Source organism: Pedobacter folensis, assembly GCF_056490665.1.
The window spans coordinates 2,050,806-2,068,763 of sequence record NZ_JBWJIF010000001.1; the positions used below are offsets into that span (position 1 = coordinate 2,050,806).

The following is a 17,958-nucleotide window of genomic DNA, read 5'->3' on the forward strand; positions in this document are numbered from 1 at the left end:
GAATAGGAAATAGGTGATGAAGAATGGTGGAAGTATAAGAAGATTAAGAGCTGCGCTTCATCCCAGATAAATCTAGTCCGGCTCCCTACGCTGGCGCACGCGTGCCGCGTGTGCATTTCCATATCACCTTTACAGTTCATCTAAATCTATTAATCCTTTGCCTCCGCTATAATCTATTGCACTGCTATATTTCCAATGCCAGGCCTCGTTAACAAAATCACCAACAACAGGATTGTCATGCAAATAATCTGCCTTTTGCTCAATAACTGAGGTACTCCACAATTCTATTGGTTTATTATTATGCTGCCAAAATTGATATCCTTTAACCTTACTGCTTTTTGAGCCTGCCCGCTTAAACATCCATAGCAGCCATTCTTTTCTACTTTCCTGGCTGTTCTCTATAATTGCTTTTACAATTTCTTTGGAAGTAAATTCTTTAATCCGTCCTAGCAGAATATCTGGATTATGATTTTTTGCACTAAAAATTAAATGTATGTGACTTGACATAATGCACCAGCAATAAATTTCTAAACCTAGGTTTTTCTTGCAGTAAATTAAGCTATCAACGACAATATCGCAATATAAATGCCTCACAAATATATCTATCCAATATACTGTTGCAAAACTTACAAAATATAATCCTTCCTTATTGTAAAATTTATATTTACGGCTCATTCCTTTATGTTTTATCCACACCTGCGCTAGCAGAAACATGTACATCTTCTTATATACCGGGATGAATTAACCATTTTGACCATGGGATAGCTGGTGGTAAAATGGCTTTAATTAGGAGACTTTATTCTGATTTAAATATATGGAAAGAAAATTGTACTTTATTAAATACTATTGGATACTTGCTAAGGATTTACTTTAGCAATTATTTGTATATTCCTTCAGCAATGTTGCACACGCGGCACGCGTGCGCCAGCGAGGTAGATTAAATGAAGTAAACAATTTTACCTTAATTTATTATATTGTATATATCAACCTTCTAATAATCATAAATCCTATAACACTCTCGCATGAAACGTTTCAAAGAAGACATAAAGACCATCATTGAGCTTATTACATTTGGCTTGGTATACCTAAGTGTTTTGACGATAGACAACCCAGTGCTATGTTACATCTTCTTAGGGATATGGGTAGTTTATTGGTGTGCTAACATTTATTCTAAAATTCAATACAGAAAAGGTAATGCAGAATACCTTTTGATTCCTACAATTAATGACGAATATTCTAAAATGACCTCAATAATATTAGGAGTAATACTTATTTCATTAGGTGGCATATTTGCGTTCTGGATGCCGAATATTTTCCAGCTTAACCTAATCATGTTTATTGTAGGAATATTGCTATTTATAAATGGTATACTAGATTTACCGAAAGGTAGAATCGAAAGTGATGGAAAAATTCTATCAATAACGGGACTTAAGGAGAAGATCGAAATCAAGAACATCGAGACACTAGAAATAATCACTAATAAAATTATTATCACTGACAATATAAATAAGGTTACAAGAATTGATAATTTCAACCTTGATCTAAATTACGCCGAGAGAATCAGGGTCTACCTTCAACAAAAAAGTAATGGTCTTGGATTTGTTATTAAAAACAAGGTTGAATAAGATAGATAATTAATCGTTAAACTGCTCCCTCTAATCCGATCGGATTGTAATTAGATAAATTGTGCTGGTGCGAGTCTTCAACTCGTACCAATATAAAAATTCTAAAATTTAGAAAGTCGAAATCCTAAACTTCCATAATTTTCGAGATATAATAATCACATAATTAGGGCACGCGCGTGAGAAAAACATAGTTAAGCCTATTATCTATTTTCGTGGTGAACTGCACACGCGGCACGCGTGCGCCAGCGAGCGACAAAAATAATGCTCCACTGACAAACGCGAGGGCGGCATTTCCCTGAAAAATACTTCATCTAAAAATCAAATGCCGGCTATAATTTCAGACCGGCATTTGTTCAGTTTTATTAATTTATCTGGCGGTTAGTACAGAAAATGTTCCCTTTATCGGGTTAGCATTAGGCTTAATCTGAATAAAATAAACATAGGCCCCTTCGGCCAATGGGGCGCCGTTATACTGACCATCCCAATCGTTGCTATAATTGGTTTTACTATAAACCAGTTTGCCGTTAGTAGAAAATACCCTCACCCAGTTTTTCGGATACTGTTCGATATTCTTAATCAGCCATATATCATTTACACCATCGCCATTGGGTGTTAAAATATTTTGCACTTTAATTTCTTGATCGGTCTGCTCAAGCGTTAAATTTTCATCCAGCTTCATTTTTTTCGGTGGTGCCTTGGCCATGAGCAGCGGTGCCTGCATATTTAAGCCTTCTATATTTTGTGTCGTATCTACGGTATACTCAATATAGGGTTTATAGGCTGCAGCACCCTCTTTTGTAGAGAATGAAGTAAAAACAGCATCGGTGAGTGCTGTGATTTTTAAACTCAGCAAACTATCAGACGGCATATGCTGCAATTGATTGGTCACATCAAAAGCCACAGAAGCTGCCGCAGGGGTGCCATCCTGAACATTAATTAAGGTATCGGCCGCAGGCGCATTAGCCCATTTAAGGGTACTTTCGGTCCAGTTATTGTTGTTAACCTTTTCTAGTCGCCATTTAGTGGTGGAGGCGCCTAAACTATATAATTTTACCTTGGCGCTGATTACTTTCCCTTTAACATTGTGAAGGTCGAATTTAAGGTAACCTTCTCTCCGGTAACTTACACCATCGCTTTTAACCTCCATGTAGGTATAACTACCAAAATTATTATTGGCAAAAGTACCGTCTTTAACAAATGCATCAGCAATTACAGGTGCAGTTTTAACAGCTAATGCCGAAACCGCCGTATCTACAGTGAAGAGTATTTTGGGCGGAAAACTACCTTGTCTGGAAGATACTGCCGACCAAATATATCCCACATTTGATGGTACATCTATTTTGACAGATAAAATGCTATCCGTACCCAGGCTATTTAACAATGGCGTAACATCAAAATAGACATAACCAACAGCACTCGCCCCTGCTACGCCCGAAATTACCGCGGCATCTGCAGCAGGTTTATTATTCCAGATAATTCCTGTTTCGGTCCAGCTATTATTACTCACTTTGTGTAAGTTCCATTGGGTGCTTACGGCGCCTGTAACATATAACCTGAGTTTTGCGTTGATGGCATTGCCCTTTACACCATGCATATCAAACTTCAAATAAGCTTCTCTGGTATAACCATTACTGCCATAACTCATGGCCAGATAAGAATTTAAACCATAGTTGGTTGTAGCGTAAGTACCATCCTGCACAAACGAATCGGCAAGGGTAACTGTACTATCGCTTTTTATGGTTGATGTTCCTTTTAAAGCCTTGATTTGTATGGGTTCACCTTCGTAGAGATCGCTAACTTTGGCGGTGTTTACGGTAACCATAGAAGAATCTGCTGCTGGCGTAATTTGCACCGGGCCATTAGCCCTTACAGGCGTAAAAGAGTTGTTTTGGAAAATCCTGTTAAAACCCAGTTTGATTTCGTTATTGGTGTTAAAAGCATTTTTCACATCACTTACATGAATATCTAAACCTGTCGGTTTACGTTTTAATAAGAGCGCAACAGGTTTATCGGCCGATACGCTGAGGTTATCAGCGCCTAAATTAATGGCCTTCGCGTTACTTGTACCCGTAAAAAACACCCCTGTATAACCATTGTAACTGGCAGAAATCAGGTTGGCAGCATTGTAGTTAATATACAGGGATGTAGAATCGGCAGCTAATATTTTAGCATTGAAAAAATTAATCAGATCCGTTTTACTAACCGACGGGACAATTACATAACGATAAGAATCATCTTTTCCTGAACCTGTTGTACCATGGTTAATACTCAGCTGAAAAATATTGACCGATACAGTAGCATTGGTATTTCTTTTATCCAGGTTATACCAGTTGCCTGAGCGCGTTTCGGCTCTTAAAACAGCAGTGGTAGCTATGGTGCTTTTAGGTAAAATAACGTAGCCCACACTATCTTGCCAAAACCACGATGCCGAGGTAATATCTAAAGAAGTTGCCACACTGCTGCCCAAAGCAACAGTTTGTTCTGCTCCACCATTAATTTTGTAATAAGTATCGGTTCTGCGTTGGGTTTGGTTAAGTGTAGTATAAATATCGCCTGCTGCTGCGTCTGCATCACTTACCGCGTTGCCTACACAAATTAAGGCGTCTTTAAAAGCAAAATAAGCCTTGTTTGCTTTTGTTTTGGTATAGGTATGGGTGCGGCTTAAATTGAACATGCCGATACTTACATTCCCATCTGATACGCCCCCTGCAATATCGTTATTACTTTCAGTTCCTGCGCTCCAGGGTACCAGCGGTAGTGTACCTGTTTTTTGTTTAACGGTAGTACCTGGTATGCACCGCCAGTTCCAGCCTACTCTGGCGGTATCATATTCATTTCCCCTGCGGTATAACATCATAGAACCATCTGCAACAAAAAAGTTCATGAGGCCTGCACCACCCGAAGCATCAGAAGATTCTGCCCCTACGGTTCTTTTAGAGAGCATACGGATGACGGTAAAATATTTTGCTGAATGATTTAATATGATATGGGAGTTCCAAAAATATTTAGTCGAATCTATCTGATAGGTTTTATACCCGCTATTGGCAAGTTTAGTTTGTAATGCTTTAACACGTTTATATGGTGCTATTGTCGAATCTGCAACGCTGGTAAATTCGCTGGGCATGGCTGTTAACTGTGTACCAAGTGCCCCTTTAACTGCATTATGCCGGCCAGCAATATTATGCCCGGTAATATTGCCTTTGTAAGCCATCCATTGCATGCCATTTAAGATGATATTCCCCCAGGCCTCTTGTTGTGATTTTGTTAATGCCCACTTACTATTTTTCACCCAAATGGCATATCTCGAAAGATCACGAAGATAATCGGAACCATAACTTGTATTTTGATATTGAGAACCCAATGTAGATGATGCACTGTGCTGGAATAATGTACCATCATAGGCAGCTCCCACAATACCCGAGGAGAGGGTTGTTTTATTGATTTGCAGCGGAATTTGATTGGATATAATAATAGAAATCGTATCCATTGAGGTGCTATCGTCGCATCCTGCTGCAATGCCGGTGTAGCCTAATATCCTGTAACCCACATTCCCCATCCGTTGCCAATCGTAAGTCGCGCCAGGGTTGTTTCCTAAATTAGGGTTATTAAAGGTGCTTTTGCTGGCACCGTTGCTCCAGGTATACCTTAAAAACTGTTTAGCTTTGGTTTTGATGTTTGAGATAATACCACTATAGGAAGGGTTAGCTGCATCGGCCTGAAAATTATCATTTAGTTTCGCCAATATCATCCCTAATGAAGAAGGTTGCGCCATGGCACTTCCCGTCCATGCAAAACCGGGATAATGGTTCAGCCAATAGTTGACAGCATTATACAGTTTAACTTTGGTTGCCTCATTCTGGTAATAAGCAGTAGAATCTGGTCGCTCAAACACATAGAGCAACTTAAAAATCGTATCGGTTAAATCAGCCTGAACACTGTTTCTATTGGTTCTTTTAAAACTTCCGTCTGTATCAATACGGGATAGAATATGGCTTGCAGGTATGGCTTTTACAGCATTGGAATAAGCGTAATTGAAATAATAACTGGATAAGTAGGCATTACGAACCTTTGAAATATCGGTTTGTGCAGCAGCGGTTATGCTACAAAAAATGAAGATGCCGCATAACAGTAATAATTTATAAAACTTTAACATAGGGCGTACTTTTAAGTGAAATTTAGGATGAGTTAAGTTTGTCCAAAGTTGGTTAGCCATTATTCCACACTGTTCATGAGTAGGTAATTTAGCTTCCAGTAAACAAAACCTGTTATGAATGCCGGGGTAACAGCATGATGGATTTAACCCGGCAGGGGCATTTGTTTAATAATATGGTTTGGGCACAGGTTGCATTATCCCGACAGCAGGCCAGGAAACCGCAGCCTAAGGGCATTGCCAGCCCGGAGAGGATTTGAAGTAAATTCATATTGTTTTCTTTAGTATTTGGTTAGCAGGAAGTTGACAGAAAAATAAAAATTGCCTGGTGATCAATAATCTTTTCACTATCGCGATCCTTCAATAAATTTAGATTGAAAAGAAAAAACAATAGGGGTAATATCATAAGTAAATAGGGGTGAAATCTTGAATTTCAATCGGTTATAAACAAATTAGATTCTATAAACACCAAAAAAGGCAATGTTTGAAATTTCATTCACAACATAACATCCATGACGCTTATTGCAAAGAATTTTCAAGACATTGCCCTTAAACAAACGGAACAATAGAGAAATAAACTATCCTTGTTTCTCCATCTCTATAATCAATACCATTGTTATCGACATAAAAACATATTGCCTGTTAGCAAGCAGTTCTTTTATTTATAAACCCTGACGTAATCTATTTCATATTTAAGGGGGAGAATATTTTCATCCAGCCGCCCGCCCAGCGTACCTTCCCTGCCTAAAGCTAAATTAAGAAGGAGGTAAAATTTACTTCTAAAAATTTTTTGGATATTTTGATCTGCTTTTGATATATCAAATTCGAAATATTTAACCGAATCGTAATACATCGCCATTTTATCCTTATCCCATTCAAATGTGTAAAGATGAAAGCCATCATAAGGGCTGCCTACATTAGGATGTTCACCCTTCATACCATATTTCCCGTCAATATCCGAATAGTGCACTGTACCATAAACAGCAGCAGAATCTTTTCCTATATATTCTAAAATATCAATTTCGCCGCAATTTGGCCACTTTACTTCTGTTCGGTTTATGCCCAGCATCCAAATGGCCGGCCATCCTCCAATTCCTTTGGGTACTTTTGCCCGTACTTCTATTTTACCATATTTAAAGTGCTTCTTATTGAGGGTAATGATACTGGCTGATGTAAATTTTGCATCTTTATAATTCTCCTTTTTAGCTTCGATGATGAGGTTTCCATTTGCTACCCTGGCATTTTCTAACCTCGCCTTTGTATAATACTGCGGTTCTTTATTGCGCACAAAACCAACTTCATAATCCCATTTTGTAGAATCGGGCAAGCCTTTGTAGTTAAATTCATCCGCCCATACTAATTTTTTGAAACGGGAAGCATCTTGTGCATTTGCAGTGGTGATGCAAAACCATAGGAAAACGGCAATAAAAAGTTTTGAATACATAAATAAAAAAATAGGAGAAAAAGCTGGGGCATAGCCCCAGCAAAACAAAGAACTAAACAATTAAAAGGATACTAAGGGACAATTTCAATTGGGATTTCCTTTATCACTTTGCTGGTTTCATCAATAGAGTTATTAAAAATGATAAATGTTGCTTTATACTTGCCAACCGTTAGGTATTTGTAATTGTAGGTGGTCAGATTGGCATTTCCGATATTCTTAAGTCCTACGGCCCAGTCTGGTGCCACCCTGCTTACAAACAGGGGCTTCGATATTATCCAGGAAACATTATCAGGTGCAGTAGCCGTGCCGCCAACTACCTGTAATTGTGCAGTTGTTGTTGTCCAGTTAGCAGCCGACGTTCCTTCACTGAATTTTGTCCAGTACGGATTATCATTTGCTAAATTTGAAATAACCTGTGGTCCTTCAGGCAAAATGGTATTTACAGCAAAGTTGGTAATCGTCCAGGTTCTTTGTGTAGAACCCGTTTTCCCGGAATACTTAAATGCAATAAATAAAGAATCGGACGTGCTTTTTACCAGGTCTGATAAATCTATGGTTCCAGATGCGATTGCTGTTCCGGTTGATAACGTTGCCCTGCCCGTAATATCTACCCAGTTAGCGGCCAAAGCACTCTGGGCATCTAACTTAGGCAGGCCATTAATGGCTAAAACCTGTAAAGTATTGCTTTGTGTACCAAACTGCGCCAACGAAGTAAATGATAATTGCGGCTTACCACTTACCGCTGTACGTTCGCGATAATCGTAATTACGACCCGCATCGCCCGTATAAACCGATACATTGGCTGCATATCCGCTGAAAGCGAACTGTACTGTCTCACCAAGCTTAAAAGTGGATACACCATTAATCAACTGACCATTTGTTACCGTAACATTTAATGTTGGAGCCTCTACTCCTAATTTTTTACTACATGACAGGCCTAAACATAACGCCGGCAAGACCATATAAAAAAGATATTTTGATTTCATAATTTTTAGGATTAATAGCCGGGATTTTGTGTTAATGAGGTATTTAATGAAATATCGTATTGAGGGATTGGCAGCAAAAGATTTCTTGGGCTGACATTGTTGGCCGGAGTAGCAGGTCCGGTGGCGCCAGGTTGTCCATTGGTTAAATTAGGTACACCATTCGCCAATGCGTAGGCAAGAAAATCTTTCATGTCGTTGTAAAAATTCCCCCATCTGATCAAATCCTGGCGCCTTACCCCCTCATAACATAACTCGCGGGCTCTTTCATCCCGAATGGCTTTTTGAAAATCATCTTTTGATAGGTTTGCAGGTAAGTCTGCATCGGTTGCCGATGTTATGGTTGCAGTAGCAGCTGCACCTGTGCCACCACCGCCGCTAAAAGCAATGGTTGGTGCAACCGTATAATATGGTGCGGCTATATTACCTTTATTTGTGAGTATAACACCCGTAACTTTACCGCCAGAAATGGTAGCCGTACCAGTTGCACCCGAGCCACCACCGCCCGTGATGGTAACCGTTGGCACCGTAGTATACCCACTGCCACCATTTGTTATGGTAACCGCTTTTACCAAATTCCCCTGTAATATCCCAAAACCCCTTCTTCTTATCTGATTGATATCACTATAGGCCTGTGGAGTTGGTCCATTAATATAATTTTCGGCTTCCGCACGCATTAATAAAACATCAGCATATCGGATAATCGGGTAATTTTGTGGTGTTGTATTTTTATCTTTCGGCGTAGCAACTTCGTACTCCCGTCTAAACTTACCGGCATACATTAACCAGGGGTTGGTAATTGGCGCCGATTTTACACCAGGTATGCCTGTTCCCCAGTTATAATTGGCGCAGTTCCAGTCTCTTCTTAAATCAAATGATACTTTTGGATTTGCTGTACTAGCAGGATCTACATCATAAGAATCGAATAGTTTTTTACTTACGGTCAACCAGCCTGCAGAGCCACCTATATTCAGATCGGATGAGGGTGTACCCATATAGTTTCCTAATGCACCACCACCTGCACCATATATGGTAACGTTCGAGCCGTAAAACTCTACTTCCCACATACTTTCTTTGATATCATACTTATCCTGGGCAATGTTGATGAATATCTGCTGGTAGTTTGGGTTTAATGCATGTTCTCCCGAATTAATAACTTTATTTGTCCAGGTTAACACATCATTATATTTAGAAATATCATTTATCGGAAAACCTGCCATCCTCAGACAAACCTTCGCTAAAATGGCTTGTACAGCAGTTTGCGTAACCACCCCGCTGCTGACTACCTTTGTTGTTTTTTGCGAAGCCAGAAGGCCTTCGGCAGTGGTCATATCCGCCAGCACCTGGTTAAAAACGTCTTTTTGTGGTGTGCGCGCAACATTTACATCCTGGATAGATCCTGTTGGCTTTAAAATAAGCGGAACATCGCCAAAATTGCTGGCCAGGATAAAATAAAAGTACGCCCTTAAAAAAAGAGTTTCTCCTTTAATTAAGCTCCTTTTACTTTCATCCATGACAGGTTTGTTAATATTTTCAATCAATAAATTAGCCCTTTCAATCCCAAAATACAGATCCCGCCACATGGTGGTTACCGAAGCATTATTGGAATCGTAATTATACATGGTTTCCTGTGGTACTCCAGTAGCTCTTGTACAAACCTCATCAGTACTTATATTCAGGTGAAAGGAATAAATGGCCTGATATAACCCGCTTGTAGCAAGGGTTCGGTAAACGCCGTTTAATGCCGTTTGCAGTTCGGCGGCTGTGTTATAATAGTTTGTTGGCGTAACAAATTCTGTTGGTGTAGTATCCAACACTTTTTTACAAGAGCACATTGCTGCCACAAAAAAGATAAGTGTTATATATATACGTTTCATAACGAAATCTGATTTAAAATGAAGTGTTTAATCCAAATACAATTGTTCTGGGACGAGGATATGCTGAAAAATCAAATCCAGGGGTCAGCACTGAATTCCGGGTCGAAACTTCAGGATCAGGACCTGAATAATTGGTCATGGTAAACAAGTTTTGAGCACTGGCATACACCCTTAAACTCGATAGCTTTATTTTATCCAATAGTTTCTTCGAAAAATTGTAGCCGAGAGATACTGTTTTCAACCTGAGGTAAGAACCATCTTCAACTACATTGGATGAATAGGTGTTTATACCGCCACCTGCTCTATAATAGGTATTGCTCGGATTGGTAGGCGACCATCTATCGATATAAGTTGCAAATTGATTAAGGAATGGATTATTGGATGTAGATCCTTCAAACATTAATCTATTGGCATTAATTAAATTATTACCGTACGACCATTGGAAGAATACATTTAAATCGAAATTTTTATAGGTAAAATTGTTAGAAAAACCACCTACATGTAATGGAAGGCCACGACCGATAATTGTTCTGTCCTGCTCGTTCACGACGCCATCCCCGTTGATGTCTTTAAATTTGATATCACCAGGTTTAATGTTTGCACGGGCATTGCTGTTTGTTGGGATATTTGATTTTAAAGCATATGCGCCGTTAGGCATTCTATCAAAATCGCTGTACTGGTAAATACCATCAAATATGTGTCCGTATAGCTGGCCTACAGACTGTCCAAGTACCGATATGTAAGGAGGAATGTTTGAATATCTGGTATCAAAACCAACTGTAGTAGCCAGATATTGTTGATTTTCGGCTAAAGCAACCACTTTATTCTTGTTAAAGCTAATATTGAAGTTGGTCGTCCACCGGAAATTTTTGCTCTGAATATTTACCGTATTCAGGGTAAGCTCTAAACCGTCATTTTGCATGGCACCAACATTCTTGAAAGCATTACTGGCACCTGTTGTATAAGGTAATTGGGCATTCAATAATAAATCACTGGTTTTTTTACGGTAAATATCTGCCGTAAGGAGTATGCGTTGTTTTAAAAAGCCTAGATCTATTCCGATATTGGTTTGCCTGGAAGTTTCCCATTTCAAACCTTCGTTTCCAAAGGTTCCGATCATTGCACTTAACTCTGGCGGGTTATTGTTAAAAGAATAACTTTGGTTTAAAGGAAATGCAAGTTGAGATAAGTATGCAAAGTCTGATACACGGTTATTACCAGTTTCTCCATAACTTGTTCTGATCTTAGCGTCAGAAAGAATTTTAGCATCCTTAAGGAAACTTTCATTTTTTATTTTCCAGGCTGCCGATAACGCGGGGAAATATCCCCATTTCTCGCCAGGAGCAAATCTGGATGAACCATCTGCACGATAAGAAGCGGTAAACAGGTAAGTTGATTTGTAATCATAACTAACGCGGGTAAAAAATGACTGCATGCCCCAGGTAGAATTTACCGATCTTGCTACAATTGAGGTTGATAGGTCTAATGCATCAAGTCCAAGCGATTCATTCGGCACATTGGTGGCACTAAAACCAGCCGATCCGGTTTTGGCAAATTGATTACTGAAACCAATTACTGCATTTAAGTTATGCGCATTATTAATTTTCTTTGCATAAGTAAGCGTATTTTCATTTAACCAGGTAGAACCTGTGTTATTGTAAATAGAACCGTTAACTTTCTGTGCAGTATAAGGACCCCCTAAAGCAGTATTCGAACCATAAAAGACATTCACCCTTGCATTGGCAATTGAAATGCCACCGGTAGATTTTAATTTTAATCCTTTTATTATCTCATATTCTACATAAGCGTTTGCATCAAGGTTATTTGATTTGTTGTTATTGATGCGGTTTTTTAAATCAAGAATCGGATTAGCCCTGTAATCGGAATATACATTTACTGCGGGAAGTCCGGGATCATACAGCTGATCATCAATCGGCAATAAACTTCCTGTTATCGGACGGTAACCCCATATCGAATAGAGTGTATTAATTGATGCCGAGAAATTAGATGATCCGATAGGCCCACCATACGATTGGGTATAACTGTAATTAACATTTATGCCCGCTTTAACTTTTTTACTAACGTTATGATCAAGCGTAAACCTACTTTGTATGCGACTAAACCCTGAATTAATGATAATGCCTTCCTGATCCTGATAGTTGGTTGATAACGAATATTTAGTCTGATCTGCACCACCTCTTAAAGATAAAGAGTGGTTTTGATAAGGTGCAATTTTAAACAGTTGGTCCTGGTAATCTGTTCCCTGTAAACCCTGGTACGATTCCAGTGTTCTTCCCTCAATAAAATACCCCTGAGCAGTACCTACAGGATCCAGTTCATTGGCCAGTTTAACAAAATTATAAGGATCCATTACAGCAATTCTCTTTGTATTTTCCTGTAAACCATAATAGCCGTTATAGGCTACAACAGGCTTGCCTGTTTTTCCTCTTTTGGTTACAATCTGAATTACGCCATTCGCTCCTCTTGACCCATAAATAGCGGTTGCCGCAGCATCTTTCAATACATCGATACTTTCAATATCATCGGGATTTATAGAATTGTTATTTGCATTGTCCATCGGAAAACCATCGATAACATAAAGTGGCGAGTTATCCTGCGTAATCGAACCCGCACCACGGATTACAATGTTTGATACCGCCCCCGGCTGTCCATCGCTACCTGCTACCTGAACGCCTGCAACACGTCCTGCCAGGGCTTCTTCGAATGATTTAACCGGGGCTTTTTCAAAATCACTCATTTTCACTGAAGCAATTGAAGTTGACAGGTCGTTTCTGTTTGCCGATCCATAACCGATTACAACAACATCACTTAGGCCTATTGATGATGGTTTTAAGGTTATATTGATAGTTGTTTTGGCACCTACACTCACCGTTTCAGCCTGGTAGCCAACATAATTGAACACCAACTGATCGGCAGGCAATGCCTGGATTCTGTACCTTCCCTCTTCATCTGTCTGCGTAATGATTTTAGAACCTTTTACCTGGATAGTTACCCCAGGTATCGTTTGCTTCTGCCCATCAGTAACTACCCCTATAATGGTTTTGCTCTGCGCAAAAACCTGGGTACCGACTATTGACATTAAGAGTACTAATAAAAGTTCAGTGAAATTCCGCGCCCGGATTATAGCGCCTATGGCCCTACGCCCTCTGTAAAGTTTATTCATAATTTAAGAATTAGTTTGGTTAGTATATCGGCCCGCTTCTTTTGAATAAGATATCGGTCAACAGCAAACCTATCATTATTGAATGGTTAGATAGGGGTTATTTTCTAACGAATTAGGGGTTGTTTTCTATAAATAGCATTACAAATCGAAGGAAATAATACCTTCATCGTTCAAACCAGACAGCAGTTAATTCTAAGCAAAAACGACAGCGTTATTTAACCGCATTATTTTTTAAATACCATAAAATCCGGGGCTGGGCAGCGGGCGAAGGCAAATCCTTCTATAGAAAAAAATAATCTTTTATAAAAACACCCCTATATATTTAGAATTGCAACACCTCTTTATTATCCACTGTGATTATTTTAGCATAAAAAATCGAAGTGTAGTGAAAGAAACAATTCCTTTATCACTTAGATTTAGTTGCCCTTGAGTTTTATCCTTTGAGCAGCTGTATCTGCTTATCATTTCTGGACTAAGGGTAGCGGAATGGGTACTTTCCTGGAAGATAATTTTATAGATAAATTGGGTATTTCTTATAAAAATTTAGTTTATTATTGTACTAACTCCCTAACCAATATGTTATTCTCGTGCTAAAGTTTACTTACAGCTTTATAAGTGCAGTAGTAATGACGTTCATTGCTGTACTCCTATCTCCCTTGCGGATCAGTGCGCAGCAGCAAATTTATTTCGACCATTTTAATGTTGAAAAAGGACTTTCTCAAAACTCGGTTTTAACTATTATTCAGGATAAAGAGGGCTTTATGTGGTTCGGCACACAATATGGCTTAAATAGATACGATGGCTATCGCTTTAAAATATACCGCAACACCGGTTTAAAAAATGCCATAAGCGCAAATGAAATAAATTATTTGTTTAACGACCATGAACAAAACCTTTGGGTGGCTACATCTAATGGATTAAACAAGTATAATCCTGAAAAAGATGCATTTGAAAAAATCGTTATCAATAGCTCAAAAAAATGGTCTGGCAGCCATGTTATTACCTGCATTTATGAGGATCGTAAGTCTAACTTATGGATAGGCTCGATAAACGGTCTGACTAAGATGGTTAAAAACCCGCCCTATAAATCGGAGCTTTTTCTCAAATCAGGATTAAATGGTTTAGCCTCAAACGAGATAAAAGCGATATCCGAAGATGATTCGGGCAAAATCTGGGTGGGCACAACCAAAGGACTAACCGTTATTGATCAGATAAACGGCCATTATGCATTTAAAACCTACCAAGCAGATGGCAAACCAGGCAGCCTGGCCGATAATTATATCACCACAATTGTTACCGACAAACAGCACCGCATGTGGGTAGGAACGCAAAGCGGTGGATTTAGTACTTTCAATAAAAAAACAAATGCATTTGTAAATTATAATAACGGAAAAAATGGCGCTGTAAATGATAATATCAGAAAAATGATATTTGACAATAAAGGGAACTTATGGATAGGCTCTTTAGAAGGATTAATGATTATGAATCCTTCAACTGGCAAAATCTCATCTATTAAACATGATACAGAGAACCGAAAAAGCTTAAGTCAAAATTCCGTCTATAGTTTATTTATGGATAAAGCCAATGCTATTTGGGTGGGCACCTATTTTGGCGGGGTAAATGTAACCTACCCTACTACTACCGTCTTCAACAATTTTCAAAACGGACATATAAATCCAGCTTTCAGCGACAATGTGGTGAGTTCTGTTTTAGAAGAAAATGGAGGCAAAAATTTATGGATAGGAACTGAAGGCGGCGGATTGAACTTTTATGAAAAATCATCTAACAAAAACACTTTATACAAAAACATTCAGAACAACAGCAGTAGTCTAGGTTCAAATCTTATTAAGGTATTATTAAAGGATAAAGATGAAAATCTGTGGATCGGAACCCATGGTGGTGGTTTAAATTATCTAGCCAGGGGCAGCAACGTTTTTAAACGGTTTTTATACAATGCTGAAGACCAGATTGCAACCAGCAGAGAAATACCTGCCCTGGCAGAAGATGAAGAGGGAATCATTTGGGTGGGCACACAAAACGGACTATACAAAAGCAATGAATTAAAAAATATATTTACACGTTATAACGTAAATACAGCTTCAGGCATCGTTGAAAAACCATCCATAAAATGTTTGTTAAATGATGCAGAAGACAATCTCTGGATGGGCACCACCTCAGAGCTGTATATCAAACCCAACGGACAAGACACGTTTGCCCCGGTTTTGCAGCGCATCAAAAACATCAGGCCCAAAATAAAATACATCAACACCATTGCACAAGATTCGAAAAAGCAAATTTGGATCGGTAGTTATTATGGTGGCCTATATTGTTACCGGCCTCAAAATAATACCATAGAAATTTTTACGGAAGAAAACGGTCTGCCGAGCAACAATATCCAGGCAATTTTGGAAGATGATGGCCATAATTTATGGATTAGTACGAGTAACGGCCTTTCTGTATATAACCCCGGAACCAGGCACTTTAAAAATTATAATACGAGTGATGGCCTGCTCAACAATGTTTTCAATAAAAATGCAAGGCTAAAAAGCGTAAATGGAGCGCTTTACTTTGGTGGTTATAATGGTTTAACCAGTTTTTATCCTAACAATATCCAGAGCAATAATGTGGCCTCACCAGTTGTTTTTACAGATTTAAAACTGTTTAACACTTCGATAAGCGTGGATGATGAAAGCGGTTTGCTAAAAGCCGATATAAATTTTACAAATAAACTGGTATTAGCTTATGATCAGAATACATTAACCATCGAATTTGCCTTATTAAATTTTATTAAATCAGGCAAAAATCATTTTGCCTATAAGCTGGATGGCTACGATAAAAACTGGAATACGGTTAGTGTGCCTGCAGCCACCTATACAAACCTGCCTTCTGGTTCTTATACCTTTTTGGTTAAAGGTATAAACAATGATGGGGTGTATAGTGCAAACATCCGTCGGATTGAAATTGTAGTGAACCCACCTTTTTACGGAACCTGGTGGGCTTATCTATTTTATTTCTGTGTAGCAGCAGCCATTTTAGTTATCATTATCCGCTATTTATTAATTAGGGCCATATTTAAAAAGGAAAAAGAAATTAACGAACATAAACTCGAATTTTTCACCAATATTTCTCACGAGATACGCACACCACTTACGCTAATTGTTGGACCATTAGAAGACCTGATTGAAACCGAAAAAGATAATCCTCAACTTTATAGATCGCTTCAGCCCATTAAAAACAATGCCGACCGTTTGATGAACCTGGTTACCGAATTACTGGATTTCAGGAAAGCTGAAAGCGGGAAAATGCCATTACATGTCGGTTCAGGAAACATTGTTAAATTCTGCCGCGAAATTTTCATGGCATTTCAGAATATGGCCATTTCCAAGCAAATCGAATATAATTTCGAAGCCGATAAAGAAGAAATACAACTATACTTCGACAAGGTTCAACTGGAGAAAGTGTTTTTCAATTTACTGTCTAACGCTTTTAAATTTACACCTAAAGAAGGTAAGATTAATTTTAAAATTGAGGAAAGCGATCATTTAGTCACGATTAAAATTTGTGATAATGGACCGGGTATTCCCCTGGCTGAACAGGAAAATTTATTTGAGCGCTTTTATCAGGCAAAATCAGCCAGTACAATTGGTACGGGTTTAGGTTTGTCTTTTTCGAAAAGCATTTTAGACCTCCACCATGGAAATATCACTTTTGAAAATATTCCGCAAAATGCAGATGCATCCGGGCTCACCTGTTTTAAAGTAAGCCTGAAAACCGGCAAAAGCCATTTTAAGGAAAGTGATTTTGTCACAGATGATGTTTACGACCATGATGAAGCCAGGTATGGCAACTTCTTAACAAATGCTGTAGAAAACGAAAGCGCAGGTGAAAATCTGGTATTAGCCGAAGAACAAAGTTATCATGTTTTGCTGGTGGAGGATAATGATGATGTACGTTCATTTCTTAAGAAATCGCTGGAAACAAAATATCATGTACATGAGAGCGAAAATGGCTTAAAAGGATTGGAAAAGGCATTTGAAATCATCCCTGATATTATTATTAGCGATGTAATGATGCCCGTATTGGATGGTTTGGAACTTTGCCGCCGGTTAAAAACAGATGAAAGGACCAGTCACATTCCAATTGTTTTATTAACAGCGAGGTCGGCCTATGTTCATCAGGTAAATGGCCTCGAAAATGGGGCAGACAGCTATATCATGAAACCTTTTAACTTAAAGATTTTGCAGCTCCATATCCAGAATCTTTTAAATGCCCGCGAAAAGATTAAACAAAAATTTGCAGGCATCATTCAACTCGAGCCTAAAAACCTGCTTGTCAATACCACCGAGCAAAATTTCCTGCATAAAATTATTCAAATCATTGAAACAAAAATGACAGACCCTGATTTTGATGTACCCATGCTCTCCTCAGAAATTGGTATGAGCCAACCAACCCTTTATAAAAAAATCAGGGCCCTGACCGACTTATCTGTAAATGAATTTATCAAGTCTATCCGGTTAAAAAGGGCAGCTCAATTACTAAAACAAAAAATTGGTAACATATCAGATGTGGCCTATGCTGTTGGCTATACGGACAGGAAATATTTTAGTATAGAATTTAAAAAATATTTTGGCAAATCACCAACCGAGTTCATACAGGATGAACTTTAGCGGGTTCTTCATATATGGAAATTGTGAT

The 17,958-nt window shown here is 38.6% G+C and carries 8 protein-coding genes; 2 read left to right on the plus strand and 6 right to left on the minus strand.

Annotated elements, in window-relative coordinates; all coding sequences use genetic code 11:
• Positions 1 to 129: 129 nt before the first annotated feature.
• A complete protein-coding gene (locus AC04QZ_RS07955; protein WP_478357316.1) occupies positions 130 to 675 on the minus strand; it encodes a transposase in 546 nt (181 codons plus the stop codon).
• Positions 676 to 1,022: 347 nt separating this feature from the next.
• Here AC04QZ_RS07955 and AC04QZ_RS07960 point away from each other — a divergent pair, with 347 nt between their 5' ends.
• Positions 1,023 to 1,625, plus strand: coding sequence for a hypothetical protein (locus tag AC04QZ_RS07960; protein ID WP_478357317.1), 603 nt, complete (start codon positions 1,023 to 1,025; stop codon positions 1,623 to 1,625).
• 367 nt (positions 1,626 to 1,992) lie between these two features.
• On the opposite strand, the gene AC04QZ_RS07965 is transcribed toward AC04QZ_RS07960, so the two are convergent.
• The 5 genes from AC04QZ_RS07965 to AC04QZ_RS07985 form a co-directional block, all read right to left on the minus strand.
• Complete coding sequence (locus AC04QZ_RS07965) at positions 1,993 to 5,778, minus strand: CBM96 family carbohydrate-binding protein (RefSeq protein ID WP_478357318.1); 3,786 nt, start codon at positions 5,776 to 5,778, stop codon at positions 1,993 to 1,995.
• A gap of 655 nt (positions 5,779 to 6,433) precedes the next feature.
• Positions 6,434 to 7,219, minus strand: a complete 786-nt coding sequence (locus AC04QZ_RS07970) for a glycoside hydrolase family 16 protein (RefSeq protein WP_478357319.1) — start codon at positions 7,217 to 7,219, stop codon at positions 6,434 to 6,436.
• A 71-nt stretch (positions 7,220 to 7,290) separates the two neighbouring features.
• Positions 7,291 to 8,205 carry a DUF5017 domain-containing protein gene (locus AC04QZ_RS07975; RefSeq protein WP_086547291.1) on the minus strand — a complete coding sequence of 305 codons (915 nt, stop codon included), beginning with the start codon at positions 8,203 to 8,205 and terminating at the stop codon, positions 7,291 to 7,293.
• A gap of 11 nt (positions 8,206 to 8,216) precedes the next feature.
• Positions 8,217 to 10,079: a RagB/SusD family nutrient uptake outer membrane protein gene (locus tag AC04QZ_RS07980; protein ID WP_478357320.1), complete on the minus strand. Its 1,863-nt coding sequence runs from the start codon at positions 10,077 to 10,079 to the stop codon at positions 8,217 to 8,219.
• Positions 10,080 to 10,092: 13 nt separating this feature from the next.
• Positions 10,093 to 13,263 carry a SusC/RagA family TonB-linked outer membrane protein gene (locus tag AC04QZ_RS07985; protein WP_478357321.1) on the minus strand — a complete coding sequence of 1,057 codons (3,171 nt, stop codon included), beginning with the start codon at positions 13,261 to 13,263 and terminating at the stop codon, positions 10,093 to 10,095.
• Positions 13,264 to 13,889: 626 nt separating this feature from the next.
• On the opposite strand from AC04QZ_RS07985, the gene AC04QZ_RS07990 reads away from it, so the two are divergent.
• Positions 13,890 to 17,930: a hybrid sensor histidine kinase/response regulator gene (locus AC04QZ_RS07990; protein ID WP_478357323.1), complete on the plus strand. Its 4,041-nt coding sequence runs from the start codon at positions 13,890 to 13,892 to the stop codon at positions 17,928 to 17,930.
• The last annotated feature ends 28 nt before the right edge of the window (positions 17,931 to 17,958 follow it).

Excerpts from the sequence above, each read along its gene's own strand:
- AC04QZ_RS07955 (WP_478357316.1), bottom strand. The coding sequence starts at position 675 with ATGAGCCGTAAATATAAATTTTACAATAAGGAAGGATTATATTTTGTA.
- AC04QZ_RS07960 (WP_478357317.1), top strand. The coding sequence starts at position 1,023 with ATGAAACGTTTCAAAGAAGACATAAAGACCATCATTGAGCTTATTACA.
- AC04QZ_RS07965 (WP_478357318.1), bottom strand. The coding sequence starts at position 5,778 with ATGTTAAAGTTTTATAAATTATTACTGTTATGCGGCATCTTCATTTTT.
- AC04QZ_RS07970 (WP_478357319.1), bottom strand. The coding sequence starts at position 7,219 with ATGTATTCAAAACTTTTTATTGCCGTTTTCCTATGGTTTTGCATCACC.
- AC04QZ_RS07975 (WP_086547291.1), bottom strand. The coding sequence starts at position 8,205 with ATGAAATCAAAATATCTTTTTTATATGGTCTTGCCGGCGTTATGTTTA.
- AC04QZ_RS07980 (WP_478357320.1), bottom strand. The coding sequence starts at position 10,079 with ATGAAACGTATATATATAACACTTATCTTTTTTGTGGCAGCAATGTGC.
- AC04QZ_RS07985 (WP_478357321.1), bottom strand. The coding sequence starts at position 13,263 with ATGAATAAACTTTACAGAGGGCGTAGGGCCATAGGCGCTATAATCCGG.
- AC04QZ_RS07990 (WP_478357323.1), top strand. The coding sequence starts at position 13,890 with ATGACGTTCATTGCTGTACTCCTATCTCCCTTGCGGATCAGTGCGCAG.